Genomic DNA, 26,809 nt, shown 5'->3' with positions numbered 1-26,809 from the left:
TCTGGGAAGGCGGCTACGATCTCGGCCACGGCCGCAAGCCGCTGTCGCTGAAGGACCGCGGCGTGTCGCTGCCGCGTACGATGGGCCACGAGACCGTCGGCGAGATCGTGGCGTTCGGGCCCGATGTCAGCGCCGCCGACAAGGGCGATCTCAAGGTCGGCGACGTCGCGCTGGTCTATCCCTGGCTCGGTTGCGGCAAGTGCCCGACCTGCCTCGGCGGCGACGAGAACATGTGCGCGGTGAAGCCGAATTCGCTCGGGGTGTATTGCGACGGCGGCTATGCCGATCACATGACGGTGCCGAACCCGAAATATCTCCTGAACCTGAAGGGGCTCGATCCAGTCACGGCGGCGCCTTACGCCTGTTCCGGCGTCACGACCTATAGCGCGCTGAAGAAGGTCGAATCCGCCTTCAGTTCGCCGATCGTGATCTTCGGCGCCGGTGGGCTTGGGCTGATGGCGCTGTCGCTGTTGAAGGCGATGGGCGGCAAGGGCGCCATCGTCGTCGACATCGACGCGCGCAAGCGCGAGGCGGCGGAGGCGGCGGGCGCGCTCGCCACCGTCGACGGCAAGGCGCCGGATGCGCTGGAGCAGCTTATGAACAAGGCGGGCGAGCCTATTCGCGCCGTCATCGATCTCGTCGGCAACGCGCAAACCACGCAGCTCGGCTTCGATTGTCTGGCCAAGGGCGGCAAGCTCGTCATCGTCGGCCTGTTCGGCGGCGGCGCGACCTTTGCGTTGCCGCTGATCCCGATCAAGGCGATCACGATCCAGGGCAGCTATGTCGGCAATTTGCGCGAGACGGCGGAGCTGCTCGAACTGGTCCGCAACAAGATGATCGCGCCGATCCCGGTGACCACGATGCCGCTCGCCAAGGCCAATGAAGCATTGACCGATCTGCAGAAGGGCAAGCTGGTTGGCCGCGCCGTGCTGACGCCGTAGTCTCTGTCATTCCGGGGCGATGCGAAGCATCGAACTATGGTGCGCAATTGCGCACCTGAGAATCTCGAGATTCCGGGTCTGGTCCTTCGGACCATCCCGGAATGACTTCCCAAGTTAGGAATCCCCCATGTCCGCAACCAACGCCCTCCACATCGCCGTGCTCGGCGGCGATGGCATCGGCCCTGAAGTGATGGCGCCGGCGCTGGAAGTGCTGCGCAGGATCGAGGCGACGTCGGATCTCTCGTTCCGTTTCACCGAGGCCCCGGCCGGCGCCACCAATTATCTCGCGACCGGCAAGTCGATGCCCGACAGCACGGTGCGGCTGTGCGAGGAGGCGGACGCGATTCTGCTCGGCGCCTGCGGCCTGCCGTCGGTGCGCTACCCTGATAACACCGAGATCGCGCCGCAGATCGAGCTGCGCTTCCATTTCGATCTCTATGCCGGCGTCCGCCCGGCGCGGCTGATCCCGGGCGTGCCGAGCCCGATCGTCGGCGCCGACCAGCGCGGCATCGACCTCGTGCTGATCAGGGAATCGACCGAGGGGCTGTTCGCCTCGATGGGCAAGGGCGTCGTGACCGACACCGATGCGCGCGAGACGCTCGTCATCACCCGCAAGACCTCCGAGCGGCTGTTCGAGTTTTCCTTCAGGCTCGCCGAGCGGCGCAAGGCGCGCGGCAAGGCGAATGGCGGGTTGACCTGCGTCGACAAGGCGAACGTGTTCCGGGCGTTCGCGTTCTTTCGCGAGATGTTCGATGAAGCCGCGAAGCGCCATCCTGATGTCAGGACGGACCGGGTCTATGTCGACGCCTGTTCGCTGATGATGGTGAAGCGGCCCTGGGATTTCGATGTCATGGTGACGGAGAACATGTTCGGCGACATCCTCTCCGATCTCGCCGCCGGCCTGATCGGCGGCCTCGGCATGGCGCCGTCGGCCGACATCGGCGACCGCCATGCAGTGTTCCAGCCGTGCCACGGTACCGCGCCTGACATCATGGGGCAGGGCAAGGCCAATCCCACCGCGATGATCCTGTCGGCGGCGATGATGCTGGACTGGCTCGCCGAAAAGCACGGCCTCGAAGGCGCGGCCGAAGCCGGCGAGCGGATCGAGCGTGCGGTGGACAAGGCCTATGCCGGCGGCATCAAGCCGATGGAATTCGGCGGCAGCAACGGCACGGCCGATGTGACGAAGGCGGTGCTGGCGGCGTTGTAGTTGCGTCTTGTAGCCCGGGTGAGCGAAAGCGATACCCGGGGACCGCTGCCTCGTCTGGCGAGAGTCCCGGATGTCGCTCCGCTCATCCGGGCTACGGGACTTCGCTTCCTACTTCCCCTTGAACTGCGGCTTGCGCTTTTCCATGAAGGCCGTGCGGCCCTCGCGGAAATCTTCCGAATCCATACAAGCCATGCCGATCGCCTTGATCGCCGCCATGTCGCGCCTGCTTTCATCCTTCAGCACTTCGGCGATGGTGATCTTGGCGGCCTTGATGGCAAGCGGCGCGTTGCCGGAGATCGTGCGCGCGATGTCCATCGTCGCATTCCAGAGTTCGCCGTCCGGCAGCACGCGGTCGACCAGGCCGATGCGCAGCGCCTCGCTCGCATCGATCCGCATGCCCGTGTACATGATCAGCCGCGCCCAGGACGGGCCGACCAGCGAGACCAGGTGCTTGAGGCCGTCATAACCGTAGGCGATGCCAAGCTTTGCCGCGGGAATGCCGAACTGGCTGTTGTCCGAGGCGATACGCATATCCGTCAGCATCGCGACCTGCATGCCGCCGCCGAGGCAGAAGCCGCGGATGCAGGCGATCGTCGGCTTCGGATAGCTTGCCAGCAGCGCGCGCTGCGCCTCGCTTCGTTTCGAATATTCGTCTGATGCCGCCGCGTTATGCCGGTTCTTTTCGAACTGGCTGATGTCGGCGCCCGAGACGAACGCCTTGTCGCCGGCGCCGACCAGGATCACGACACGGACATTGGGATCGTCGCGCAGGCCGGTCAGGGCATGGCCGAGCCCCTCCCACATTTCGAGCGACATCGCGTTGCGCTTGTCGGGGTTGTTGAAGGTGACGACGCCGACGCCGTCGCTGACGCTTTGCAGGATCTTGCCGTCGGCATGGGAGATTTCGGCGGATGTGGGAATATCAAGCATTGGTTGCGGCTTTCAATCGGGAGGCTTGCCCATTGTCGGACAAGCGCCGCGCCCGGGTCAATCGCCGCTGTTCGGTTGCAAGCCGTGCGGGCAGATGCGCGGAGAGATTGCATGCGTGACGGAGGGCCGGACACAGAAGTGGCGGCGCAGCGGCATCGATGTGACGGGATAGAGATTTTGCGGTGGCTGAAGGCGCGACCAGGCGCCGGAACGCGCCGCGCAGATTTTCGCGGCGAGACGGCCGGGTTCCGCCATTCAATTAGCGGCCAACGATCTTGTCCCCGGCCAGATCAAGATCAGGCCCAGCGCAGCAACAGGCTACCCGGCGATTTCTCGCGTCGCTTGATCGGGTCCGCGGTGCTGCGATCCAGGCGCGATATTGCCTAGCCTTCGTTGGCAGCGATCGATTCCATCAACGACACGAGCTGGCGCTGCACCGTCTGGTCCTTGATCTTGCTGTAGGCGCGCAGCAGCCGCAGGCTGAAGGCGCTGTCCAGGAACAGCAGGCTCTCGACTTCGCGCGCCTTGTTGTCGCCGTCATAGAAGAAGGTCACCGGCACATCGAGCGCGGTCGCGATCTGCTGAAGACGAGCAGCGCCGACGCGGTTGACGCCCTTCTCGTACTTCTGAACCTGCTGGAAGCTGACGCCAAGCTTGTCGCCGAGTTCCGCCTGAGAGATTTTCTGCTCCACACGCCGCAGGCGAATCCGCTTACCCAACTCGATATCGGGTTTGCCGGCGCTGCGCTGTTTCATCTTCTTCGCTGCTGATCTGTTCATTCTGGTTTTACCGTCCTTCAATCGGGAAACCCTGGCAAAATTGGGTCAGGGGTTCCTCCACATTTCCGCGTTTAAAGTCAGTCCAGACCGTGTGTTTGTATAGGGAACCACGGGAGTCCTAAGATATTCCGGGATGGCCGCCGGACGCCAGAGCGCCAGGTAAGCATCCTGATACCGATATCGGCAACCACCTAAGGCTGTCGACATGCGGGGTGTAATGGCAAAAACCCCGCCGGCCAAATTTGACAAAATATTCGACAAACCACAACCACCGCGAGTTCAAAGGACACAGATTTTGGGCGCCATGATTACCTTGTCGCGCTTTACCACCGGACTTCTACGGGGTTTTGCCAGCAGACGGTGCAATCGTTTGCCACGCGCCGGCTTCGCCAGCCGATATTACCACGGGGGCTGAAGCCTGACGAAATGCGGCAGGTCTCAGTTCGAATCATGGCATCGGGAAGTTGCGGCAATTGACGCGCGGGCTGCGCTATCGGAATTCAGCAAGTCGGCCGCCGTCGCGTCAAGGTCGCGGCGGGAATGTTTTGCAGGCTGCTACCCACGCGAGCCGGCCGGCACCCCGTGACATCCGAGGCCCGGTAGCGTTTTGCGTTGCCGCCGCTCACATAGCGCGAGGACCGTGATGCGCGCTTGCGGCAGAAAAAAAATCCGTGCGGTGGAATAGCTGCGGGCCGGCTTTGCCCGGAATGATTGCAATCACCGGACCGTGGTCTGCGGCCTATTGGCGCTGGATACGACTTAAATTGGCTTCCACAGCCGTACCGTTTTGCATAGCTTTGCGATCGTGGCCGCATCGTGTCGGCCAGGCCGAAGTCCCGCTTACAAGGGACGGGCAATTACAGGGGAGGAACGCCATGAAGCGAAGAACCGTACTTGCGGGCCTTGGTGCGACGGCTGCTGCCGGTGTGCTGGGCATGCCATCGATCCTGCGGGCGCAGGCGCCCGTTACGCTCAACGGAGCCGTGCAGTTCAACGACGATCACGCCTTCAACCGGGCGCTGCTCCGCTTCGAAGAACTGGTGAAGAAATATTACGGCAAGCCGATCAATTTCACCCTGCACCGCAACTCTTCGCTCGGCCTCGAGAAGCAGTATTTCGAGTACATGTCGCAGGGCAAGGCGGTCGATTACGGCATCGTCTCGCCGGCGCACATGTCGACCTTCGCCAAGGCGGCGCCGTTCATCGATGCGCCCTTTGTGTTCAAGGGCATCGAGCACATGAACAAGGTGGTCGAGTCGAACATCCTGGCGCCGATCGCCAACGAGGTCGCGGCCAAGGCCGAGGTGGTGCTGATCGGCTATGCCGGCGGCGGCGTTCGCAACATCTTCGCCAACAAGCCGCTGAAAAACCTCGCCGACCTCAAGGGCCTCAAGGTGCGCGTGCAGGGCGCGCCGATCTGGTCGAAGACGTTTGCCGCGGTCGGCATGAGCCCGACGGTGATCGCCTACAACGAAATCTACAACGCGATTCAAAACGGCGTGATCGCGGCCGGCGAGAACGAGGCTGCGGGCGTCGAGGCGATGAAGTTCTACGAAGTCGCGCCGCACCTCAACCTGACCCAGCACGCGGTGTCGATCCGGCCGATCTGCTTCTCGGTGAAGACGCTGAAGACGCTGCCGAAGGATCTGCAGGACGCCATCATGAAGGCCGGCAAGGAAGCCGGCGATTACGGCCGTCAGCTTGAATCGAGCGAGGAAGTCGTCAAGCTCGAGACGCTGGAGAAGGCGGGCAAGCTCAAGCGCGTGCCGTTCGAGGAGCGCGACGCCATGAAGAAGCTCGCCGATCCCGTGATGGCCACCTACGCCAAGGAAATCGGCGCCGAGGGCATCTACGAGAAGATCAACGTCGCCTGAGGCCGTCGCGCGCAGCGACAGGAAGTCGGGGCAGGCCGTTCGGCTTGCCCCATTCCGTGACCGTTATCTTCCGGAGCCATGATGACTGAAATTCCGATGCCGCCGAACCCGTCGCTTTGGCGACGCGCAACGGCGGCCTATGCCAAATTGCTGGAATTTTTGCTCGCCACCTGTGTCGGCGTCCTGATCGTCCCGGTCACGCTGCAGATCGTCTCGCGCTACACCTCGTTGATTCCCTCCTACATCTGGACCGAGGAGATGGCGCGCTTCCTGTTCGTCTGGACGATCATGATCGGCGCCATGGTGGGGGTCCGCGAGGCCCAGCACTTCGAGGTCGATATCTGGCCCAATCTCTCGCGCCGAAGCGAAGCCGCGGTGCGGATCGCGGCCAGGCTCGGCGTATTGGCGATGGCGGTGGTGTTCGTCTGGGCCGGACTCGAATTCACGCGCTTCGCCTGGAACCGAACCTCCGAACTCGCCGATCTGCCGCTGTGGCTGATCCACGTCGCATGGCCGGTTGCCGGGGTGACGTGGATCGTGTTCGCGGGCGAACAGATCGTCGACGAAACGCGGATTCTGCTTGGGGCAAGGCAATGAGCGGCAATGTTCTTTCCGCCGGACAGGCTGCACTGGTCCTGTTCGGCGTCTTCGTCGGCCTGCTCATCATGCGCGTGCCGGTCGCCTTTGCGCTCGGCCTTGCCTGCGTGCCGATCCTGATGATCGAGCCGCATCTGTCGATCATGTCGCTCGCGCAGGAGACCTTCAACGCCTACAACTCCTTCATCCTGCTCGCGGTGCCGTTCTTCCTCCTCACCGCCAACCTGATGGGCATCGGCGGCATCACCGACCGTCTGGTCGCGTTGTCACGATCGATGGTCGGGCATTGGCCGGGGTCGCTGGCGCAGATCAACGTCGTGCTGAGCGTGTTTTTTGCCGGCATCTCCGGCTCCTCCACCGCGGACGCCGCCAGCCAGTCCAAGATCTTCATCGATGCCCAGACCAAGGAAGGCTACGACCTTTCGTTCTCGATCGCGATCACTGCTGTCTCCGCCGTGCTGGCGGTGATCATCCCGCCCTCGATCCTGATGATCGTGTGGGGCGGGCTGATCTCGACCTCGATCGCGGCGATGTACCTCGCCGGCATCGTACCGGGATTGCTGATTGCGGGGGCGCAGATGGCGACGGTGCATGTCTATGCCGTGCGCCGCGGCTATCCGACCTACCCGAAATCCACCTGGACCGACATAGGCTACGCGATCTGGCAGTCGATACCGGCGTTGATGACGCCGTTCATCATCGTCGGCGGCATCCTGCTTGGGTGGTTCACCGCCACCGAGTCGGCCTGTGTCGCGGTGGTTTACTCCATCGTGCTGTCGGCATTCTTCTATCGCGAGACCGGGTGGCGCGAACTCTACAAGGCCTTGCTCGACACCGGGCGTCTGGCGGGCGTCGCGCTGTTCTGCGTCGGCACCGCGAGCGCCTTCGGCTGGCTATTGGCCTATTACAGGATACCGCAGGAACTCTTGGCCAACGTCTCGACCTGGGGTATGGGCCCCATCGCGGCCGGTTTCTTCATCTCGTTCTGCTTCCTGGTCGTCGGCTGCTTCCTCGACGCCATTCCGGCGATCGTGATCGTCGGCACCGTGCTGGAGCCTTTGGCCAGATCGGTCGACCTGCATCCCGTCCAGTTCGCGATCATCTCGATCATTTCGTTGGCGTTCGGCCTGGTGACGCCGCCTTACGGACTGTGCCTGATGATCGCCTGCGCGATCGCCGGCGTGCGGCTGCGCTATGCGCTGAAGGACACGGTGATCATGCTGATCCCGATGCTGCTGGTGCTGGCCGCCGTCATCATCTGGCCCAGCGTTTCGCTGTTCCTGCCGCGACTGATCGTTCCGGAGATGCTGAAATAGGCATAGCGTTTTCAAGCGAAGTGGAGCCCGGTTCGCGTGAAGAAAACGCGTCAAAACAAAAGGCCTATTCTTCCTTGTCGAGCGCGCAGCTCACCGTATAGACCACGCCGCGCGGCAGGAAGTCGACGGTCGCTTCGCCGCCGAGTTGGTCGCGCGTGCTGCGTTCGATCAACCGCGAGCCGAACCCGCGCTGCACCGGCGCGGTGACGGGCGGGCCGCCGGCCTCGGTCCAGATCAACCGCAGCTTGCGGCCATCGGCTTCCTCGAGGATCTCCCAATCCACCGCCACGGTCCCGCTGTCGTTCGACAGCGCGCCGTATTTGGCGGCGTTGGTGGCGATCTCGTGCACGATCATCGAGAGCACCACGGCGAGCCGCGGCGTCAGCGGAACCTGCGGTCCGAACATCCGCACCCGCTGCGCGCCGGTGATCAGGTAGGGTTGCAGCACCCGCGCGATCACTTCGCGCAGGTCGGCGCCCTGCCACTTTTCCTGGCTCAGCAGATTATGCGCCTCGGCGAGCGCGCCGAGCCTGCCCTCGAACTTCTCGCGCTCGGCGCGGCTGGCGCTGCGGAATGTCTGGGTGGCGATCGACTGCAGCACCGCGAGCGTGTTCTTGACACGGTGGTTGAGCTCCTCGATCAGAAGGGTGTGCAGCATCTCGCCGCGGGCGATCTGGGTCGCCATCCGCACGGCAAAGGCAAGGCCGACCATCAGCAGCACGGCGCCCATCACGCTTGTGATCGCAAGGTTGCGCCAGAGCGGCGCGACCAGCGAGCTTTCGGCGACACCGGCGGCCACCGTCCAGCCGGTGAGCGAGGAACGGACGAAACTCGTGATCAGCGGCACGCCTTCGAGCGACACGGTCGTCAAGGTGGCTTCGGGGCTTCTGAACATCTCGGCATGAAGCGAGGGCGATGCCCGCTTGCCGGCCGTCTCCTGCGGATTGGGCACGCGCGCGAAATTGGTGCCTTCGCCGTCGAAGATCGAGAGTGTCCAGTCCTTGCTCGGGCGTTGCTGCTCGATCATGGCCTGGAATATGGCGATCGGCGGACTGAAGGAGATGTCGTAAAGCACCTCGTCGCCCTGCAGCACCGGCACCTCGACCGTCACGATCATCTGTTTCTTGACGGACCCGTAGAACAGGTTGGAATAGATCGGCTGCTTCTCCGTGAAGACCTTCTTGACGACGGAAAGATTGTTGCGGAGCGGCAGGCTTGCCGTATCGGATGTCAGCGAGGAGAACACCTGTCGCCCTTCGCGGTCCGCCACCAGGATGACGCCGCCTTCGCCATACTGGTCGAGAAAGCCCTGGCTGATGCGACGGAATCCGTCGAAATCTCGATCGCGCAGCGCATTTGTCAAGGACAACACCTGCAGCGCACCGGTGATCCGCTGCATCTCGGCATCGAGCACGAGGCGGATGCTGCGCACCGTTTCAAGCACGCGCTGCGTCGCGTTCTGGCGATCCTGCCTGTAATTGTTGAAGACGATACCGGCCGCGAAGAGGATAAGCGGCAGCGTGGTGCCCGCAACCAGCAGGGCGAGACGCACTGGCAGTGATGGTTTCGGCAACGCAAGCCCCGGATCGGCCCCAACAGCTGCAAAGCATAGGGAAGCCGCCGAATTTCGCCAAGGATATTAAGAGGATAAAGTAGGATATTCAGTCGGATTGGAGGCGCGGCCGGGTTCCATCATGAGGCCCGGCCGCCAGCTCTCAGAGGTTGCTGTCGGTGATGGCAGCGTACACCATGGTCCGCAGTTCGCGCCGCAGCGGATAGGCGCTCGACGGCAGCACCTGCGTCATGAAGATGGCGATCAGCTCTTCCGCGGGATCGACCAGGAATGAGGTCGTCGCGGCGCCACCCCAGGCGAACTCGCCGGGGCTGCCGGCGATAAGGGTCTGTGCCGGGTTCATGGTCACCGCAAAGCCGAGCCCGAAACCGATGCCGTTATAGGCGGCTTCCGCGAACAGCGAGCGCGACATCGTCGGCAGGTCGACGCCGCCGGGCAGGTGATTTGACGTCATCAGCTTCAAGGTTTTGGGGCCAAGCAGGCGGACGCCGTCGAGTTCGCCGCCATTGAGCAGCGCCCGGCAGAAGGTGAGATAATCGGCGCTTGTCGAGCACAGGCCGCCGCCGCCGGAGATGAAGCCAGGCGGTGACAGGAACGAACTCGTGGTCGGGTCGTCCTGCAGCGTGAGCGTGCCCTTGCGATCGGCGGCGAGCGGATTGAAGCCGCCTTGCGGATCGGCCGAATAGCAGGCCGCAAGGCGATGGGCCTTGTCCTTCGGCACGAAGAAATCGGTGTCGTTCATGCCGAGCGGGTCGAGGATGTGCTCCTTCAGGAACTGCTCGAACGGCTTGCCGCTGATCACGCCGATGAGATAGCCGAGCACGTCGGTGGCGACCGAGTAGTTCCAGGCGTCGCCCGGCGAAAATTCCAGCGGGATCTTTGCGAGATCGTCGATCATGCCCTGCAGCGTGCCGGCCTTGATGACCTCGCCGATCTGGTTGTCGCGATAGGCGGCATCGACATTGCTGCGCTGCTGGAAGCCGTAGGTCAGGCCCGAGGTATGGCGCAACAGGTCCACGATCAGCATCGGCCGCGACGGCGGACGGGTCAGGAACGCCGGATGGGTGCCGGCCACGAATACGCCGAGGTTCTTCCACTGCGGAATATACTTGTGAACGGGCTCGTCGATGGCGACGCGGCCTTCCTCGACCAGCATCATGAAGGCGACGCTGGTCAGCGCCTTGGTCATCGAATAGATGCGGAAGATGGTGTCGTCCTTGACCGGTACCTTGCGCTCGAGATCGGCAAAGCCCTGCGAGGTCGAATGGACGACCTTGCCGCGGCGGTAGACCGTGAGCTGCGTCCCCGGAAAGCGGCCAGCGTCGATGTAGCGCTGCTTGAGGTGATTTTCGAGGCGATCGAGGGCCGCCTTGGACATTCCGGCGGATTCAGGTGAGGCAGGGGTGGGGGCTAACATTCGGTGCTGGTCTCCCGGCTGATAAGACTTCTTGATAGCCGAAACTTGATAGCCGAAAAGTGCCTGCCGTTCCAACCTGCCATGCTTATCCGGGGTGGAAGGGTGGTATACGTTCGCGCCAGCCTTCGTTTTTCCCGCAGGACCGTAAAATGCGCCAATTCAGCGAGACCGAACTTACCGCCGCCGTGATCCGCAGCTTCGACGACACGCCAGATCCGCGCGCCAAATTCCTGCTGCAGGAACTGGTGAAATCGCTGCACGACTATGTCCGCAAGACCGACCTGACCTTCGAGGAGTGGGAATACGCGATCGATTTCCTGACGAGGACCGGCCAGAAGTGCACGCCGATCCGGCAGGAGTTCATCCTGCTCTCCGACGTGCTCGGCGTGTCGATGCTGGTCGATGCCGTCAACCACCGGGAGCGCGAGGGCGCCACGGAGACGACAGTGCTCGGCCCGTTCTATGTCGGCGAGCACAAGGTGACGCCGCATGGCACCGACATCTCGGCCAACCTGGCCGGTGAGCGGATGTTCGTGCAGAGCCGCGTCACCGACCTCAAGGGCAAGCCGCTGGCGGGCGTGCCGGTGGATATCTGGCACGCCGACGGCGACGGCTTCTACGATTCCCAGAAGCCGACCTATGCGGCCGAGGGGCCGTCGTCGCGGGCCCGCTTCGTCACCGACGCCGATGGCAGGTTCTTCTTCCGCACCATCCTGCCGTGCAGCTATCCGATCCCGACCGATGGTCCCGTCGGCGAGATGATCCTGCAGGTGCGCCGCCATCCGATGCGGCCGGCGCATGTGCATTTCCTGGTCAATGCTTCGGGCTACCAGCCGCTGATCACGCATGTCTTCATGGACGGCGACAAATATCTCGATTCCGACGTGGTATTCGGCGTGAAGGACGAGCTTGTCGCCAACATCGAAAAGCGCAGCGACGCGACGATGCCGGACGGCAAGCCGGCCGCCGGACCGTGGCACCTGATGACCTACGAATTCCGCATGAAGCCGGGCGACGGAAATGCGCCCAAGCCGATGATGGCGAAAGCGGCCGAAGAGGCCTGAGGCAGCACGATTCACGGCTCGCTCAATTCTTGTGCGCGGCACAAGAATTGAGCGAATCGCAAATTTGGGGTGCGCCGTCCAGTTCCTGACCGCTGCCGCTTTTTGCGGCAGTATTTTTACAACAAATTGATTTCACTAAAGTTTTTGCGATGCGGGAGGCGTGGCACGAAGCTTGAATAGCTGGTGCCGACGCCATCGACGCCGTCCCTTGAGACCACTCATCCGAATTGTGACGCTGCCACTTCCGGGGCCTCCCTGGAACGCGCCTTCGTGCGCCCCGGTGACACCAGTCGGACGGCACAAGTTCACACGCAAAGGAGCGCGATACCAATGATGAAGCCTAACCCTGCGACCTCACGCCGTGGCCTGAGCCGTCGCCAGCTTCTGAAGGCGACCGGCGGCACGGCAGCCCTGCTCGCTGCGGCCAGGCTGAACTTTCCCGCCGGGGCGTTCGCGCAAGGTGCAGGTCCGGAAGTGACCAAGGCGACACTGGGGTTCATCGCGCTGAGCGACGCCGGCCCGCTGTTCGTCGCCAAGGACAAGGGGCTGTTTGCCAAATACGGCATGCCCGACGTCGAGGTCGCCAAGCAGGCGTCGTGGGGCACCACCCGCGACAACCTCGTGCTCGGCAGCGAGGGCAACGGCATCGACGGCGCGCATATCCTGACGCCGATGCCGTATTTGATCTCGGCCGGCAAGGTGACGCAGAACAACCAGCCGACGCCGATGTACATCCTGGCGCGGCTCAATCTCGACAGCCAGTGCATTTCGGTCGCCAAGGAATATGCCGACCTCAAGCTCGGCGTCGACGCCGCGCCCCTCAAGGCGGCGCTCGAAAAGAAGAAGGCGTCGGGCAAGGCGGTGAAGGCCGCGATGACCTTCCCAGGCGGCACCCACGATCTCTGGATCCGCTATTGGCTCGCTGCCGGCGGCATCGATCCCGACAAGGACATCGAGACCATCGTCGTGCCGCCGCCGCAGATGGTCGCCAACATGAAGGTTGGCACCATGGATTGCTTCTGCGTCGGCGAGCCCTGGAATCTGCAGCTCATCAACCAGGGCATCGGCTACACCGCGGTCACCACCGGCGAACTCTGGAACAAGCATCCGGAAAAATCGCTCGGCATGCGCGCGGCCTTTGTCGACAAATATCCGAAGGCGGCCAAGGCGATCCTGATGGCGGTCATGGAGGCCCAGCAGTGGGCCGACAAGGCCGAAAACAAGAAGGAACTCGCCACCATCATGGGCAAGCGGCAGTGGATGAACTGCCCGGTCGAGGACGTCTACGACCGTTCGGCCGGCAAATTCGACTACGGCATCCCCGGCAAGGTGGTCGAGAACTCGCCGCACGTCATGAAGTACTGGCGCGACCACGCCTCCTATCCGTTCAGGAGCCACGACCTCTGGTTCCTCACCGAGGACATCCGCTGGGGCAAGTACGAAGCGGGCTTCGATACCAAGGCGCTGATCGCCAAGGTCAACCGCGAGGACATGTGGCGCGAGGCGGCAAAGGAAATGGGCGTTGCCGCTGCAGATATCCCGGCCTCGACCTCGCGCGGCAAGGAGACCTTCTTCGACGGCAAGGTGTTCGATCCCGAGAATCCGGCTGCGTATCTAAAATCGCTCTCGATCAAGCGTGTCGATGTCTGATCAAGCCCGGGCCGCCCACAAGAAGCGGGCGGCCCGCCTTTTCTGAACACGGAGATGCATTTTCAATGACGATGCCTGCGATCAAAGCTGAAGCCACCGCGGTGGCGATTCCGACCGCATCGCCGGTCACGGTGGCGCCGGTGGTGACGATGACGCCGAAGCGAGCGCCGCGCGCGGAGAAGTACGTCAAGATGGCAAAGGAAGCCGCAGCGCGCGTGGTGCCGCCGCTGATCGTGCTCGCGCTGTTGATGCTGTTCTGGGAACTGGTCTGTCGCCGCACCGGTTCGACGCTGCCGCCGCCATCGAAAGTGTTCAAGGACACCAGGGAACTGATCCTCGATCCGTTCTTCGACAATGGCGGCATCGACAAGGGCCTGTTCTGGCATCTGTCCGCGTCGCTGCAGCGCGTCGCCTACGGCTATTCGATCGCCGCTGTTGTTGGCATCGCGCTCGGCACGCTGGTCGGGCAGTCGGTCTGGGCGATGCGCGGGCTCGATCCGCTGTTTCAGGTGTTGCGCACCATCCCGCCGCTGGCCTGGCTGCCGCTGTCGCTCGCCGCGTTCCGCGACGGCCAGCCTTCGGCGATCTTCGTCATCTTCATCACCTCGGTGTGGCCGATCATCATCAACACCGCGGTCGGCATCCGCAACATCCCGCAGGACTACCGCAACGTGGCGGCGGTGGTGCAGCTCAATCCGCTGGAGTTCTTCTCCAAGATCATGATCCCGGCGGCGGCGCCTTACATCTTCACCGGCCTTCGCATCGGCATCGGCCTGTCGTGGCTTGCCATCGTCGCCGCCGAAATGCTGATCGGCGGCGTCGGCATCGGCTTCTTCATCTGGGACGCCTGGAACTCCTCGCACATCAGCGAGATCATCCTGGCGCTGTTCTATGTCGGCATCATCGGCTTCGTGCTCGACCGCCTGATCGCGGGTCTGGCGAAGTTCGTCACCCGCGGCACCGCGTTGAACTGAAGGAGCATGTCATGCAGGCCTATCTCAAGCTCGACCACATCGACAAGAGCTTCACCCGCGGCAATGCCACGACGGAAGTGCTGAAGGACATCAATCTGACGATCGAGAAGGGCGAATACGTCTCGATCATCGGCCATTCCGGCTGCGGCAAGTCGACCCTGCTCAACATCGTGGCAGGCCTCACCGGCGCCACCAATGGCGGCGTGCTTCTGGAAAACCGCGAGGTCAACTCACCGGGACCGGACCGCGCGGTGGTGTTCCAGAACCACAGCCTGCTGCCGTGGCTGACGGTCTATGAGAACGTCAAGCTCGGCGTCGACAAGGTGTTCGCCTCGACCAAGACTCGGGCCGAGCGCGACGCCTGGGTGATGCATAACCTCAACCTGGTGCAGATGGCGCACGCCAGGGACAAGCGTCCGAGCGAAATCTCCGGCGGCATGAAGCAGCGCGTCGGCATCGCCCGGGCGCTCGCCATGGAGCCGAAGGTGCTGCTGCTCGACGAGCCCTTCGGTGCGCTCGATGCGTTGACGCGGGCGCACCTGCAGGACTCGGTGATGGCGCTGCACCAGAAGCTCGGCAACACCATCCTGATGATCACCCACGACGTCGACGAGGCCGTGCTGCTGTCGGACCGTATTGTCATGATGACCAACGGCCCGAGCGCGCGGATCGGCGAGGTGCTGGAGGTGCCGCTGGCGCGGCCGCGCAAGCGGCTTGAACTCGCGACCAACCCCGGCTACCTCAAGTGCCGCCAGCGTGTGCTCGAATTCCTCTACGAGCGGCATCGCTTCGTCGAGGCGGCCTGAGACGTGCCTCGCGCGCAAGCCGCCGACTGAGGGTACGAGAGCAGGGCGGCAGGCAATCGACGGCGTTTCGAATGTTCTCTATGGTGCACCCAGCACTGAAATGCGGGTGAATCAAAAAAATGATGTACCTGGAAACGCCACCGCGCCTGATCGAAACGCAGGTCTATTCGGCCATGCCCGAGGAGTTCCGGCGCAAGGAGAGCACCGAATGGGCCGATGCCAACCGTCCGGGCGCGCCGACCGACTGCTTCATCGAGGGACCGTCGTTCGACGCCGACGGAAATCTCTATATCGTCGACATTCCCTTCGGCAGGATCTTCAAAATATCGCCGGAGAAGACGTGGTCGCTGGTCGCCGAGTATGACGGCTGGCCCAACGGGCTGAAGATCGGCCGCGACGGCCGCATTCTGGTGGCCGACTACATGCATGGCATCATGGAGTTCGACCCTCGCGCCGGGCGAATGCAGAAGCTGCTGACCTCGCGCAATTCAGAATCGTTCAGGGGTTGCAACGATCTGCATCTCGCCGGAAATGGCGATATCTACTTCACCGACCAGGGCCAGACCGGCCTGCAAGATCCGACCGGCCGCGTCTATCGGCTCAAGGCCGACGGCCGGCTCGACTGCCTGATCAGCACCGGCATCAGCCCCAACGGGCTGGTGCTCGATCGCGCGGAGGCGGTGCTGTTCGTCGCCATGACCCGCGACAATGCGGTGTGGCGCATGCCCTTCATGAAGGACGGCAGCGTCTCCAAGGTCGGCCGCTTCTGTTCGATGTTCGGCCCGAGCGGCCCCGACGGCATGACGATGGACAGCGCGGGCCGCCTGTTCGTGGCGCATGCCTCGCTCGGCCATGTCTTCGTGTTCGCGCCGAACGGCGAACTGATCGCCCGCATCAAGTCCTGCGCCGGGCAAAGCTGCACCAACGTCGCGATCAGAGGTGATCGGCTTTATATTACGGAGTCGGTGACGGGAACGGTGCTGGTGGCGGATATCGGGGTGTTGGATGGGTAAGCGGTCATGGCGAGGAGCTCGCGACAAAATTGCAAAGCAATTTTGCGCTGAAGCGACGAAGCAATGCACGTCTCGGCGCTGGGACAGATGGATTGCTTCGCTATGCTCGCACAGGTGTGGATAGGTTCACAGCCTCTCAGGATGAGGTCTGGCGTTGAACGTGTCGACGCATGGTGGGCAAGGCGCAAATGCGCCTTTGCCCACCATGCACGTGTCGGCGTTTCGTCACCCCCACATGTGGTGATGGAAGTGGTGCCCGCTGTCGGCGATTATCGAATCGTGGACTTCCACTGCCGCCGGAGCGGCATCATGCGTAGCGGCGTCGGCGGTGGCGAGGGCCTTCGCGACCGGGTCCGGCGCCGCGGCGACTGCCGGCGCAGCTTCAGCGGCAGCCGGTGCTGCGACCTGCGCCGCCGGCGCGGCAGCGGCAACCGCCGCCGGGGCACCCGCCGTCGACAGCACCTCGGCCACGGTGAGCCCATCGGCGTTGTATTCGCCGCCGTTCACCGGGACGTTGTTGCCGCCGACATCGGCGGAGTTGGCGTGCATCTGATCGGCGGCAGCGGCGACCAGCGCCGCGTTTCCGTTCTGCAGGCCCTCGATCATCTTGGCGACCTCGGCGCCGAGCGTGCTGGTGTCGCCGAGCAGCTCGTTGTCGAACCGCGCCTCGAAGATGCCGCCCTGCGCGGCGTCGAAATTGGTGACGTCGGTCTGGAAGGTGTGCAGGTCGGCGATGACCTGGGCGGTCGCCGCCGCATCGTGGGCGGTGACGGCCGCGATCGCCTGCTGGCCCAGCGAGTTGGACTGCGCGATGAAGTTCGCCCAGAAATTGGTCTGCGCGTCGTTGTCGATGTATTTCGGCGTCGGGTTCAGCGCGTCGCCAAAGGGCGTAAAGCCGGAAACGCCGCCCTGGCTTGCCATGTTCGCCAGGTTGGTGTCGCCCTGGATGATGTCGATAATGTCGAGAAGGTTGTCGTTGCTGCCTCTTGCGGCATCGGGGCTGATGCCGGCCTGCGCGATGTAGGTGTTCTCGAGCTGGAGCTGCCGCACGACCGCTTCCGCGTGAACGCCGGTCAGGCCGCCGAACAGCAGCGGGTTGGCGGTCATCAACGCCTGCAGATCCGTGATCATCGTGTTCACGTCGTCTGTGATCGCGGCCTTGTTGTCGGCATTGACGCCGCCGAGTATCTGGCTGGCTGCATCGTTGAAGATGGCGCCGATCTCGGCGAGGTTGGCATGCGGCGCGGTTGCGGCCGTGACGCCGTCGGCAAAAGCCGCGGGGGCTGCGAGGAATCCGGTTGCGCCGTTTTGCGTCGCCAGCCCCGCGAGATTGGCATCGTTGGCGACGATGTTGAGGATGTCGAGATGGCTGGTGCGCAGCGCGGTCTCTGCCGCCGCGACGCTGCCGAAATCGCCGCCGCCGTTCACCGAGGCGGTGGCTGCCGAGAGCGCGGTCGCAATATCGCCCAGGATCGTGTTAACATGGGCGAGCGTGTCACCGGTGAATTGTCCGGCGGCGACCTCGGCCTGAAGGCCGGTCTGCACGTTCGCGAGATCGGCGGTGTAGCGGAACACGCTGCCCAATCCCTGGCCGCCTTCCTCGACCGCGTTCTGCCACAAACCGCCCAGCAGGGCGCGGCCCGCGTCGTTGAATGTCAGACCGAGGTCCGAGAATGCCGGCGCAGACGATGTCGGATCAGCCGGTGTGGTGGGATCGGCCGGAGGTGTCGGATCGGCCGGCGGTGTCGTGGCCGGGGGATCGGGGGTAACGACCGGCGGCGCCTGATGGTGGTGATGTTGGTGATGAGAATGGCTTGCCATGGCTGGCTCTTCTCCCTGTCAACGTGGCTGATGGTCGCAATGGCTACCCCTTTCGTGGCGTCAATCAGCCGATACGGCGACCATCGGGTACGAAAGCAAGGTTATTGGCAGACGGAAGCAAGGAGACGGGCGGACCAATATGTGACGCTTGAATGACCGTGTTACATTGCTGATGCGCGGCCGGCGCCGTCGAAAGTTGAGGTGATCCGTGAAGCAGAAAAAATTCGGCCGTAACGGTCCTGATGTTTCCGTGATCGGGCAGGGCACCTGGTATCTCGACCGTGGCGACCGCAAGGCTGCCATTGCCGCGCTCCGCCGCGGCATCGAGACGGGCATGACACATATCGACACCGCCGAGATGTATGGCGATGCCGAGCTTGTGATTTCAGACGCGATCGCCGGCCTGCCGCGCGAAAAACTCTTCCTGGTTTCGAAGGTGCTGCCGAGCAACGCCTCGCGGCGCGGCACCATCGCCGCGTGCGAGCGCTCGCTGAAGCGGCTGAACACCGATCATCTCGATTGCTATTTGCTGCACTGGCGCGGCTCGTATCCGTTCGAGGAGACGGTGGCTGCGTTCGAGGATCTGGTGGCGGCCGGAAAGATCCGTTCCTGGGGCGTCAGCAATTTCGACGCTGACGATCTCGACGAACTGCTCGACGTCGCGGGCGAGGGCAGGATCGCCTGCAATCAGGTGCTCTATCATCTGCAGGAGCGTGCGATCGAGCACGCGGTGATTCCGTGGTGCGAGCGCAACGGCGTTGCCGTCGTCGCCTATTCGCCATTCGGTCACAATGAGTTTCCGACGGCGCGCGGCAAGGGCGGCGAGCTGCTGCGGGCAATCGCAGACGCGCACGAGGCGACCGCGCGCCAGGTCGCGCTGGCCTTTCTGACGCGCGCAGCCTCGGTGCTCGCGATTCCGAAAGCCTCGAGCGCGGAGCATGTGGCGGATAATGCCGCTGCCGGCAATCTGCAACTCAGCACTGCCGACATCGCCGCGCTCGACAAGGCGTTTCCGCGCGGGCCGAAGCCGCGCGGCCTGCCGATGTTGTAAGCTCAGGGAACCTCTTACTTAATAAAACCTTTCAATCGCCCCCTCAGCGCATATCGGCATCCTGTTTTCGGACCTAGTCCGGTCAGGCGAATTGGTGTTTTTTGCAACCTCGCCCGATTCGAAAATTGCTGCCCGAGATTGCCGTGACACCGCCTCCCGCCGCAGCCGCAAGGCTGGACAGCGCTCCCGTACCTTTTGCCGAAAAGAAGACCGCCTCGATCCGCAAGGCGCCCGCGCGCGCCGACCGCCCGTTCAAGGGCATCGCGCTGATCCTGGCCTCGACGGTGTTTCTCGGCGCTTCCGACGTCACAGCCAAATATCTCTCGGCGACCTTGCCGTCGATCGAGATCACCTGGATCCGCTTCCTGGTGTTCGCGATGATCATGACGCCGGCGATGATGCCGGGCTCGCCGCTGTTTGCGATGCAGACCAATCGTCTCGGCCTGCATCTGTTGCGCGGCATGACCATCCTCGGCTCCTCGCTGTTCTTCATCTCCGGCCTGCGCTTCCTGCCGATCGCGGAAGCGTCCGCCACCGGCTTCGTCGCGCCGCTGTTCGTCACCGCGCTGTCGATCATCTTCCTCAGCGAGAAGGTCGGCCTGCGCCGCTGGATCGCGACCGCGGTCGGGCTGGTCGGCGTGCTGATCATCCTGCGCCCCGGCACCGGCGCGTTCCATCCGGCGGCGTTCTTTCCGCTGGTCTCGGCGCTGGCCTGGGCCTGCACGCTGATCATCACGCGGATGATGAGCGGCAGCGAGCGCGCCGTCACCGTGATGGCCTATTCGTCGATCGTCGGCCTCTGCATTCTCTCCGCGCTGGTGCCGTTCGTCTGGGTGACGCCGAGCTGGCACGACATCGCCTTCGGCATCCTGATCGGCATCGCCTCGACGGCGGGGCAGTGGATCGTGGTGCTGGCGTTCCGCTACGCCGACGCCTCGGTGCTGGCGCCGTTCTCCTACACGCAACTGCTGTGGGTCAGCGTGCTCGGCTACTTCATCTTCGGCGAAGTCCCCGATGCCTACACCGTCACCGGCGCCGGCTTCATCGTCGCCTCGGGCCTCTACACCGCGCATCGCGAACGCGTCCGCCGCTCGCAGCTTCTTTCCGTGCCGGGCGAGCCGTCGCCGAACGCCTGAGCGTCCCACGGACAGTCGGTCGCCAAAACGTGGCGCGCGTGCCACAGCCGCGCCGCAAAACGACTGGTTGTGGCGCCAATCCGCCGGATTCAACCCCGCTCCCGTAATTCTACGGCGAACCCGTGCTAGGGAATCCCGATGGCGCCCGGAAGAGCGCCTGGGAATGGGGCCAGGGCGTTGTCTTTTCAATTGCTATCGTCGGCGAAGGGCCGATGCCGCCGTGACGTGGCGGCGTGGGCAGTCACGATGTCCGCATTTTCAGTTGGATTGAGCCTTGCCACGTCGGCGGCGAACGCGGCGTGCGCGCCCGACCCGGCCTCGAGCGGCCAGACCGTTACCTGCAGCGGCAACACCCCGGCCGGCTTTCAGGCCGGCGGCGGCGTCGACAATCTCACCGTCAATGTGCAGGGCGGCGCGACCGTGAGCGACGGCGGCGGCGGCGTGATCATCGGCGTCAACGACTTCAACACCGTCACCAATAGCGGCACGCTCACCGGCGGGCCATCGGTCACCGGCATCTTCGCCGGCGTGAACAACTCCATCGTCAATGCCGCCTCCGGCGTCATCACCGTCGGCGCCGGCGGGGTGGGTGTCTTCGCCGCCGGCAACAGCACCATCACCAATGCCGGCCGGATCACGATCGGCGACGCGGCCGCCCCGGCGGCCGGCATCGTGGCCATCAACGACGACAACACGGTCAGCAACCTCGCGGGAGCAACCATCAGCGTCGGCATCAACGCCGAGGGCATCCTCCTGCAAGGCAATCGCGCCATCGTCAACAATGCCGGCACGATCAACGTGACCGCTTCCGGGGCTGCCATCGACGTGTTCGGCGCCGACGCGATGATCACGAGCAGCGGTGTGATGAATATCGGCGACACCACCGCCGGCATCGCGGCGCAGGGCGATCGCGCGCTGATCACCCATTCCGGCACCATCAATGGCGGCGCCCAGAGCGCCGGCGTCGCCTATAACGGCTCGTCGGCCACGATCAACAACAGCGGCCGCATCCTGCTCGGCGAAGACGCTGTCGGCATCGTCGTGCTCGGCGATTCCAACACCATTGCCAACAGCGGCACCATCACCGTCGGAAACGGCTTCGCCGTCGGCATCGACGTCTCGAGCTTCGGCGGCGCCAATTCCGTCACCAACACCGGGACGATCAACGTCGGCATCGGCGGGACCGGCATCGGCATCCTGCTCCAGGGCAGCGGCACCGTCTTCAACTCCGGCACCATCAATGCCGCGGCCGGATTCGCCGCGATCGAACTCTGCGGCTGCGGCAACAGCACGCTGACGCTCGGGCCGGGCAGTGTCATCAACGGCCTCGTGCTCGGCAGCGGCACCGATACGCTGCAGCTCGGCGGCACCGGCAAGGACACGTTCAACCTCAGCCTGATCGGCGCAGGCCTGCAATATGACGGCTTCACGACCTTCAACAAGGTCGACAGCTCGAACTGGACCGTCACCGGCACCGGTGCGCAGGACTGGAACGTGCTCGGCGGCACGCTGTCGGTCAACGGCGTCGTCAACGGCGTCGTCACCGTCAATCCCGGCGGCACGCTCGGCGGCACCGGCAGCATCGATAATGTCTCAATCAACGGCGGCCGGCTTGCGCCGGGCAACTCGATCGGCACATTGAATGTGGCTGCCAGCCTGACCTTCTCGGCGGCGTCGAGCTACATGGTCGAGATTTCAGGCGTGAGCAGCGACCTGACCCGAGTCGGTGGCGTGGCGACGCTCGGCGGCGCCACCGTCGTGGTCGCGCCGCTGGGAACGGTGGCGAAGCAGTACACCATTCTCACCGCCACCGGCGGCGTCTCCGGCACGTTCAATCCTGTCGTGTCGAGCACTGTGCCGAACCTCGCGGCCAGCCTCAGCTACGACCCCAACAACGTCTATCTGAACGTCGCGCTGAACTATGGCGGCGGCCTCAACGTCAACCAGCAGAACGTCGCCAACGCGCTGACCAATTTCTTCAACACGACCGGCGGCATTCCCGCACCCTTCGCCTCGCTCTCGCCGGCCGGGCTGACGCAGGTCTCCGGCGAACTCGCGACCGGGTCGCAGCAGGCGACGTTCGATGCGATGAACCTGTTCCTCTCGCTGATCTCGGATCCGTTCGTCGCCGGCCGCAATGGCGGCTTCGGCGGCGATGCCGGCGCGGTGCCGTTTGCGGAAGAGAGCGCGCCTGGCTACGCCGCGAAGAAGCCGGTCCCGCGCGATGCCTTCGCCAAATTCCCGACCAAGGCGGATATCGCACGCAACGCTCTGTTCGAGCAGCGCTGGAGCGTCTGGGGTTCCGCCTATGGCGGCGGCAGCAACACCTCGGGCAACGCGGCGCTCGGATCGAACGACGCCACCGCGCGCGCCTTCGGCTTTGCGGTCGGCGCCGACTATCGCCTCTCGCCCGATACGCTGGCCGGCTTTGCGCTCGCCGGCGGCGGCACCAGTTTCGCCGTCTCCGGTTTCGGCTCGGGACGTTCGGACCTGTTCCAGGCCGGCGCCTTCGTGCGCCACAATATCGGCCGGGCCTATGTCACCGCCGCCGCCGCCTATGGCTGGCAGGACGTCAGCACGGAGCGCACCGTCACGGTGGCCGGCTTCGAGCGGCTGCGCGCCGGGTTCAATGCCAACGCCTGGTCCGGCCGCATCGAGGGCGGCTACCGCTTCGTCACGCCGTGGATGCGCCTCACGCCCTATGCCGCCGGCCAGTTCACGACCTTCAGCCTGCCGGCCTATGCGGAGCAGGTGCTGGCCGGCCCCGGCACTTTTGCGCTGAACTACGCGGCCAAGGACGTTACCGCCGCGCGCAGCGAGCTCGGTGTCCGCACGGACAAGTCGTATGTCGTGCAGAACGGTATCCTCACCTTGCGCGGCCGCGCCGCCTGGGCGCACGATTTCAACACTGACCGCAACGTCACCGCCTTGTTCCAGACGCTGCCGGGCGCGGCCTTCGTCGTCAACGGCGCAGCGCAGGCACATGACTCCGCGCTGGTGACGGCCGCCGCCGAGATGAAATGGCTGAACGGCTGGTCGACGGCCGCGATCTTCGAGGGCCAGTTCTCCAGCGTGACCAATTCCTACGCCGGCAAGGGTGTCGTGCGCTATTCCTGGTGATTCCACCGTAGCGTTTTCGAGCGAAGTGGCGGCCGGTTCGCGTGAAGAAAACGCGTCAAGCAAAAATCCAGCGTGTTATCGGTTCTGATGCAATCAGAACCGATGATGCGCTAAGGTGACGGAAAATCACCGGGAGGATTCCGTCGATGCGCGCAGCCATTTTCCGCAACGGGGAAATTGTCGTCGACCAGTTGCCTGCGCCCAAGCCCGGCGCCGGGCAGGTGCTGGTGAAGTCGCTGGCCTGCGGCATCTGCGGCTCGGATTTGCACGCGCGCAAGCACGCGCACCGCATGGTGGAACTGGCAAAGCATTTTCCCGGCCGCAAGCCGATGGATCTCTCGCGCGACGTGGTGTTCGGCCATGAATTCTGCTGCGAGGTGCTGGACTACGGTCCCGATACCGCGCGCAAGTTCAAGCCTGGCGCAAAAGTCTGCTCGATCCCGGCAATCCTGACCGCCGAAGGTCCGAAGACCATCGGCTACTCCAACGACCATGTCGGCGCCTATGCCGAGCTGATGCTGCTCAGCGAAGCGCTGCTGCTCGAAGTGCCGAACGGCCTTGCCGCCGAACATGCCGCGCTGACCGAACCGCTCGCGGTCGGCGTGCACGCGGTGGCGAAAGCCGACATCAAAGGCGGGGAGGTGCCGCTGGTGATCGGCTGCGGGCCGGTGGGCCTCGCCGTCATCGCCGCGCTCAAGATCAGGGGATTGCATCCGATCGTCGCGGCGGATTACTCGCCAGCGCGGCGCGCGCTCGCCGAGAAGCTCGGCGCCGATGTCGTCGTCGATCCCGCGCGCACGCAGCCCTACGCGACCTGGGCCGAGCACGCCCGGATGTCGCCGGAGCAAAAGGCCGCGCGGCCGCCGCTGCAGGCGCTGCTACCGGCGCTGAAGCCCGCGCTGATCTTCGAATGCGTCGGCGTGCCCGGCCTGATCCAGCAGGTGTTCGAAGGCGCGCCGCGCGACGCCCGCATCGTCGTGGTTGGCGTCTGCATGGAGACCGACCGTTCCGAGCCGATGCTCGGCATCATGAAAGAGCTCAGCGTCCAGTACGTGCTCGGCTACACGCCGGAGGAATTTGCCTACTCGCTGCGCCTGATTGCGGAAGGACAGGTCGATGCCGCATCGATGGTGACGGCCTCCGTCGGCATCGACGGCGTGGCGAAGGCGTTTGTCGATCTCGCCAATCCCGAGGCGCACACCAAGATCATCGTCGAGCCGTGGCGGTGATTTGTTGCCGCCTCCGCTAGGCTTCGGCGTGCCAGGATAGGAAAGCCACGGCGAAGCCTTGGCGTAGTCGCTGACGCTCCTTTGCCACCCCACGGAATCTTATTGCGCCGCTCGATTTCTCGGATATTCCATCTGCATCGCGACGAAATCGGTCGTGCGCGCGCCATAGCGCGCCGTTATCGCGTGCAGCGTCTCGTCCAGCACGTCGGCCGGCCTGCGGTCCGCGACTGATGGCAGGAGCCGTTCCGCGGGCCAGTCCGATGCGACCTGCTCGGGATGGATACGCAGGCCGCCCCGGCTTTGTCGCGCATCAGCGGTTGCGGCGAACGTCACCGCCCGCGAGCGATAAGTCCGCGACCACGCATCCGCGGCGAGCGCCAGCGACACTTCGTCGACGCCGTCCTTGAGCTCGATGCCGAGCCGCTCGCGCGCCCAGAACGCGGCCGTGTTGCCGATCGCGGTCAGCGCGAACGGGCGCGTGAAGGTGAACTCGTCGCTTTCATGGCGCGCGTCCCAGTCGGGAAGGCCGATATCGCGCCCGACCGCGCGCGCCTTGTCGCGCCCGGCGATCGCCTCGATCAGCGTCAGCGATATCGGCATCGACGCCGAGATGCCGGTGGTGGTCGCCACGCGGTCGTCGACAACGAACCGCCGGTCCTCGACATAGCGCAATGTCGGATGCTTGCCGCGAATTTCCTTGACCGAATACCAGTGCGTGGTCGCCCGCTTGCCGTGCAGCAGTCCGGCATCGCCGACCACTTTGGCGCCGGCACAGACGCCGACGACGATCGCGCCTCTGGCGGCCTGGTTCCTGATCCATTGCAGTGCGGCCGGATCGTCGTCGCGGCTCATCGCGGGCACGATCACATAGTCGGCGCCGTCGGGATGCTGCGCGTCGAATTCGGCTGTCGTCGCCTGTGGCTCGACCTTGAGCACCGGAAACAGCGTCACCGGGCCGGGCTTCGTCGCCAGCGTCACGACGTCGGCGACATCGGCCCGCTTGAGGATGCCATAGGGCATCAGGTAATCGGTGGTCTCGGTCGCATCGTTGATGCCGATGATCGCGATCAGCGGGCGCTGGCGCTTCGGCGGCTTCAGCGCGGCGATCGTCGCATCGCGTTCGGCCTGTGCGATCGGCAGTGGTGGCGTGACCGATGGGGCAGGCGGCAGCGACCACAGCCAGCCGCCGCCGATCAGGATCAGGATTGCGGCAGCGCCAAGGGCGCTCCACAACAGGTGTCGCGATGTCATGCTTCCGCTCTCGATTGTTGCTGGTTGCATCGGAGTCTACTGCCGTCATATCCGGTTAGGAATGACGCAAACCCCGCGAAAACGGTCATGATGTCATCGTAGGGTTGGCAAGGAGCGCAAGCGACGTGCCCACCATCCATCACCGGCCTCGCTGCGTGACGGTGGGCACGCTGTCGCTTTGCCCACCCTACGGCACCTGCAATGTGACTACCCGACGGGCAACTCACTTCCGATTTTCGGAAGTGTGGTCAAGACGCAGAATCAAAAATATTCCGCTTCCGTTCGCCCCCAAATCACCGGCACAATGCAGCCGTCTCACCGCGAGATGAGGGGCGTCGGCCATCGTCACTGACGCGCGGGGAGATGCGATGGACGCCGATGCCGTGACTGACGAGTGTGGCTGAGGCGTACGGTGAAGTCGTGTGGTTCTGGCGCCGTGGTGCTGGCGTCAAGTCCGAAGGGTGCGAAAGCATCTCGCGGGCGACGGAGGCAAAAGAGCCGTTCTCCGGGAAGAGCGCGAAGTAAGCCGTAAAGCCATTGCGCAGGGAAGGCCGGGATGCTCCCGCCGAACCTGTATGCTCGTGTGCATCTCTTGCCATGCGCAACAGCACACGAGACCGCGGGTGCGGCGCGCACCCGGTCTTCCCTGCGCCCTCAGATTGGAGAGGGCGACCAACGAGATACAAACCTCGGGCAGAACATGTCGCGAGATCGCAGCGTCATATTTAACTGTCATCGTCCGCCTTGTACGCAATTGCGCACTGGGGCGGACGATCCAGTTTCCCAGAGACGCCAATGATTGATTTTCCAGAGACGCCAATGATTGAACCGACAAGCCGCGGCGTACTGGATCCTCCGCATGCGCGGAGGATGACAATGGTGGGTGTGGCGCTATCTCCCCATCACACCGGCAGCGCGATCGAGTACTTCACCTGGCTCAGCGCAAAGCTCGACTCGATCGAGGCGATGCCGTCCAGCCGTGTCAGCTTGTTCTTCAGGAACGCCTCATAGGAGGAGAGGTCGGCGGCGACGACGCGCAGCAGGTAGTCGCGGTTGC

Annotated in this window: 21 protein-coding genes; 14 read left to right on the top strand and 7 right to left on the bottom strand. The window is 64.2% G+C overall.

What is annotated here, in order from left to right:
- Window positions 1-941: alcohol dehydrogenase (locus V7E26_RS19235; RefSeq protein ID WP_324418936.1), on the top strand; the 941-nt coding region annotated here is incomplete at its 5' end.
- Window positions 942-1,068: 127 nt separating this feature from the next.
- Window positions 1,069-2,151 carry an isocitrate/isopropylmalate dehydrogenase family protein gene (locus V7E26_RS19230; RefSeq protein WP_324418934.1) on the top strand — a complete coding sequence of 361 codons (1,083 nt, stop codon included), beginning with the start codon at window positions 1,069-1,071 and terminating at the stop codon, window positions 2,149-2,151.
- Window positions 2,152-2,259: 108 nt separating this feature from the next.
- On the opposite strand, the gene V7E26_RS19225 is transcribed toward V7E26_RS19230, so the two are convergent.
- Window positions 2,260-3,081, bottom strand: a complete 822-nt coding sequence (locus tag V7E26_RS19225; RefSeq protein WP_324418932.1) for an enoyl-CoA hydratase — start codon at window positions 3,079-3,081, stop codon at window positions 2,260-2,262.
- Between the two features lie 383 nt (window positions 3,082-3,464).
- Window positions 3,465-3,860, bottom strand: a complete 396-nt coding sequence (locus V7E26_RS19220; RefSeq protein WP_283029303.1) for a helix-turn-helix domain-containing protein — start codon at window positions 3,858-3,860, stop codon at window positions 3,465-3,467.
- Between the two features lie 875 nt (window positions 3,861-4,735).
- Between V7E26_RS19220 and V7E26_RS19215 the strand changes: the two genes are divergently transcribed.
- From V7E26_RS19215 to V7E26_RS19205, 3 genes are all read left to right on the top strand, one after another.
- Window positions 4,736-5,734 carry a TRAP transporter substrate-binding protein gene (locus V7E26_RS19215; RefSeq protein WP_324418927.1) on the top strand — a complete coding sequence of 333 codons (999 nt, stop codon included), beginning with the start codon at window positions 4,736-4,738 and terminating at the stop codon, window positions 5,732-5,734.
- 81 nt (window positions 5,735-5,815) lie between these two features.
- Complete coding sequence (locus V7E26_RS19210; RefSeq protein ID WP_324418925.1) at window positions 5,816-6,331, top strand: TRAP transporter small permease; 516 nt, start codon at window positions 5,816-5,818, stop codon at window positions 6,329-6,331.
- Window positions 6,328-7,647 (top strand): TRAP transporter large permease, encoded by a 1,320-nt coding sequence (locus tag V7E26_RS19205; protein WP_324418924.1) that lies wholly within the window; start codon window positions 6,328-6,330, stop codon window positions 7,645-7,647. Before V7E26_RS19210 ends, V7E26_RS19205 begins: the two co-directional genes overlap by 4 nt.
- 64 nt (window positions 7,648-7,711) lie before the next feature.
- Here the strand turns inward: V7E26_RS19205 and V7E26_RS19200 are convergent, their stop codons facing one another.
- Window positions 7,712-9,220, bottom strand: coding sequence for a sensor histidine kinase (locus V7E26_RS19200; protein WP_324418922.1), 1,509 nt, complete (start codon window positions 9,218-9,220; stop codon window positions 7,712-7,714).
- 142 nt (window positions 9,221-9,362) lie between these two features.
- On the bottom strand, window positions 9,363-10,637 hold the full coding sequence (locus V7E26_RS19195; protein ID WP_324418920.1) for a serine hydrolase domain-containing protein: 1,275 nt from the start codon (window positions 10,635-10,637) through the stop codon (window positions 9,363-9,365).
- A gap of 149 nt (window positions 10,638-10,786) precedes the next feature.
- Between V7E26_RS19195 and V7E26_RS19190 the strand changes: the two genes are divergently transcribed.
- The 5 genes from V7E26_RS19190 (at window position 10,787) to V7E26_RS19170 (ending at window position 16,144) form a co-directional block, all read left to right on the top strand.
- Window positions 10,787-11,701, top strand: a complete 915-nt coding sequence (locus tag V7E26_RS19190; RefSeq protein WP_324418918.1) for an intradiol ring-cleavage dioxygenase — start codon at window positions 10,787-10,789, stop codon at window positions 11,699-11,701.
- Window positions 11,702-12,034: 333 nt separating this feature from the next.
- The gene (locus V7E26_RS19185; protein WP_442893431.1) at window positions 12,035-13,351 is read left to right on the top strand and encodes a CmpA/NrtA family ABC transporter substrate-binding protein; all 1,317 of its coding nucleotides are present in this window, start codon (window positions 12,035-12,037) and stop codon (window positions 13,349-13,351) included.
- 65 nt (window positions 13,352-13,416) lie between these two features.
- Window positions 13,417-14,325 (top strand): nitrate ABC transporter permease, encoded by a 909-nt coding sequence (gene ntrB, locus V7E26_RS19180; protein ID WP_324418914.1) that lies wholly within the window; start codon window positions 13,417-13,419, stop codon window positions 14,323-14,325.
- Window positions 14,326-14,336: 11 nt separating this feature from the next.
- Window positions 14,337-15,131 carry an ABC transporter ATP-binding protein gene (locus V7E26_RS19175; protein ID WP_324418912.1) on the top strand — a complete coding sequence of 265 codons (795 nt, stop codon included), beginning with the start codon at window positions 14,337-14,339 and terminating at the stop codon, window positions 15,129-15,131.
- A gap of 119 nt (window positions 15,132-15,250) precedes the next feature.
- Window positions 15,251-16,144 (top strand): SMP-30/gluconolactonase/LRE family protein, encoded by an 894-nt coding sequence (locus V7E26_RS19170; RefSeq protein ID WP_324418910.1) that lies wholly within the window; start codon window positions 15,251-15,253, stop codon window positions 16,142-16,144.
- Window positions 16,145-16,369: 225 nt separating this feature from the next.
- Here the strand turns inward: V7E26_RS19170 and V7E26_RS19165 are convergent, their stop codons facing one another.
- On the bottom strand, window positions 16,370-17,965 hold the full coding sequence (locus V7E26_RS19165) for a hypothetical protein (protein ID WP_324418908.1): 1,596 nt from the start codon (window positions 17,963-17,965) through the stop codon (window positions 16,370-16,372).
- Between the two features lie 208 nt (window positions 17,966-18,173).
- On the opposite strand from V7E26_RS19165, the gene V7E26_RS19160 reads away from it, so the two are divergent.
- The 4 genes from V7E26_RS19160 (at window position 18,174) to V7E26_RS19145 (ending at window position 24,501) form a co-directional block, all read left to right on the top strand.
- Window positions 18,174-19,016, top strand: coding sequence for an aldo/keto reductase (locus V7E26_RS19160; protein WP_324418906.1), 843 nt, complete (start codon window positions 18,174-18,176; stop codon window positions 19,014-19,016).
- Between the two features lie 173 nt (window positions 19,017-19,189).
- Entirely contained in the window at window positions 19,190-20,152 is a 963-nt protein-coding gene (locus V7E26_RS19155) for a DMT family transporter (protein WP_442893432.1), read from the top strand.
- Between the two features lie 246 nt (window positions 20,153-20,398).
- On the top strand, window positions 20,399-23,272 hold the full coding sequence (locus V7E26_RS19150; RefSeq protein WP_324418901.1) for an autotransporter outer membrane beta-barrel domain-containing protein: 2,874 nt from the start codon (window positions 20,399-20,401) through the stop codon (window positions 23,270-23,272).
- Window positions 23,273-23,418: 146 nt separating this feature from the next.
- Complete coding sequence (locus tag V7E26_RS19145) at window positions 23,419-24,501, top strand: zinc-binding dehydrogenase (protein WP_324418899.1); 1,083 nt, start codon at window positions 23,419-23,421, stop codon at window positions 24,499-24,501.
- A gap of 99 nt (window positions 24,502-24,600) precedes the next feature.
- Here the strand turns inward: V7E26_RS19145 and V7E26_RS19140 are convergent, their stop codons facing one another.
- Together V7E26_RS19140 and V7E26_RS19135 are read right to left on the bottom strand one after the other, a co-directional pair.
- Window positions 24,601-25,752 (bottom strand): DJ-1/PfpI family protein, encoded by a 1,152-nt coding sequence (locus V7E26_RS19140; RefSeq protein ID WP_324418897.1) that lies wholly within the window; start codon window positions 25,750-25,752, stop codon window positions 24,601-24,603.
- A gap of 902 nt (window positions 25,753-26,654) precedes the next feature.
- Window positions 26,655-26,809, bottom strand: a 155-nt coding sequence (locus tag V7E26_RS19135) for an Lrp/AsnC ligand binding domain-containing protein (protein WP_324418938.1), incomplete at its 5' end; no start/stop codon positions are given.

Origin of the sequence: Bradyrhizobium sp. (genome assembly GCF_036735945.1) — a bacterium.
GTDB lineage: Bacteria > Pseudomonadota > Alphaproteobacteria > Rhizobiales > Xanthobacteraceae > Bradyrhizobium.
The sequence above is the reverse complement of the archived record's forward strand: the minus strand, read 5'-3'. Positions and strand labels throughout refer to the sequence as shown.